The organism is Microcoleus sp. F4-D5, from assembly GCF_036704885.1.
Classification (GTDB): domain Bacteria; phylum Cyanobacteriota; class Cyanobacteriia; order Cyanobacteriales; family Microcoleaceae; genus Microcoleus.
The window spans coordinates 1-1,451 of sequence record NZ_JAUBSX010000192.1 but is presented as its reverse complement, the minus strand read 5'-3'; the positions used below and the strand labels follow the sequence as shown (position 1 = coordinate 1,451).

Genomic DNA, 1,451 nt, shown 5'->3' with positions numbered 1-1,451 from the left:
ATTATCATTATTAGTTAGTGGATATCTACACACATAGGTATTGACAAAATCTACTCTTTTCTAACTTGTTACCAATGCCCTTAACCTAGACAAAAGCTGTGATATAATCAAGTTATGTCTAGTTTAAGTCCCCTCCAAGCAGCCGAGCTATTAGGTGTAACGGTCAAAACCTTGCATCGATGGGAGGCTGACGGCAAAATTAAATCAACCCGTACAGTTGGTGGTCATCGTCGCTATGATATTGCTGACTTAATTGGCAATAAAACAGGCAGTGAATTGACAGTAGGCTATGCCAGAGTATCCAGTCACGATCAAAAAGACGATCTTAAAAGACAAGTTCTAGTTTTAGAAAGCTATTGCGCCCAGCATGGATGGGAATTTGAAATCATCCAAGATCTGGGCAGTGGCATGAATTATAAAAAGAAAGGACTAATTAGGTTGATCAAACTAATTACCAGTTACCAAGTGGAAAGATTAGTATTAACTCATAAAGATAGATTGCTGAGATTCGGCTCAGATTTAATCTTTACCTTATGTGAGACTTTCGGAACCGAGGTAATAATTATCAATCGCTCCGATGACAGCACATTTGAAGAAGATTTAGCAGCGGACGTATTAGAGATAATTACAGTATTTTCAGCTCGTCTCTATGGCAGTCGGAGTCACAAAAATAAAAAGATAGTAGAAGAACTGAGGGAGGTAGCTCTCAAGCTATGACTACTCTAACTTATTGCAAAGGATTACCAACACCCCGGGATGAACTCACCCCATTAGGATTAACCAATTTCGAGCTATTTCTCTTCGATTATGCCGGATTAAGTTACCGAGCCACCCTCGCTACAGTTAATTATTTGCTGTCGTTAAAGAGCAAGTTTGACAAATCCAAATGGAATAGTTACCTACAAGAAAAGTTCGGCATCAACAAACGTCAGGCTGGCGGGATTATCGCTTTGTCTCAAGGAAAGGTAGATGCAGCACGTCAATGTAGAACCAACCACATTAAACAGTTAGAGTCAAAATTAAAATCAGCTATTGATTGGGTGAAAAAAACGCAAAAAAAACTGCGGTTAGCGCGCAAGTTTTATGCTAAGAAGAATTGGCATGACTCGAAAACAGGTTGTAACTTTCCCCTGGCAACTTCGCTGAAAACTCAGAAGACTAACTGGTATTATACAAAATTTAATTTACACCATAAAAAAAGATACATCTATAAACTAACCCAAGAAATAGCCGCTTTCAAACTAGAACCTATACAGGTAAAAGTGTCGATAGGCGAAGTATTTGTGGTTGGTTCTAAAGATGAAAGTTTGGGCAATCAAACCTGTCAATGGGATGGTCATCAAGTCAAGTTTCGAGTTCCCTATTGTTGAGAGTCTAAGTAGGGCTTGCTGAATCAGTGTCAAAAGGTTACACCACCAGGATTAAGAGAGCGGACGATCAATAATGGTCGC

The 1,451-nt window shown here is 39.2% G+C and carries 2 protein-coding genes; both read left to right on the top strand.

What is annotated here, in order from left to right; translation table 11 throughout:
- Positions 1 to 114: 114 nt before the first annotated feature.
- On the top strand, positions 115 to 717 hold the full coding sequence (locus QUA80_RS33520) for an IS607 family transposase (protein WP_333429206.1): 603 nt from the start codon (positions 115 to 117) through the stop codon (positions 715 to 717).
- The gene (locus QUA80_RS33515; protein WP_333429205.1) at positions 714 to 1,370 is read left to right on the top strand and encodes a hypothetical protein; all 657 of its coding nucleotides are present in this window, start codon (positions 714 to 716) and stop codon (positions 1,368 to 1,370) included. The genes QUA80_RS33520 and QUA80_RS33515 overlap by 4 nt, the downstream gene beginning before the upstream one ends.
- The last annotated feature ends 81 nt before the right edge of the window (positions 1,371 to 1,451 follow it).

What these genes read in the sequence shown, in the direction of transcription:
- QUA80_RS33520 (WP_333429206.1), top strand. Translation starts at nt 115, where the DNA reads ATGTCTAGTTTAAGTCCCCTCCAAGCAGCCGAGCTATTAGGTGTAACG.
- QUA80_RS33515 (WP_333429205.1), top strand. Translation starts at nt 714, where the DNA reads ATGACTACTCTAACTTATTGCAAAGGATTACCAACACCCCGGGATGAA.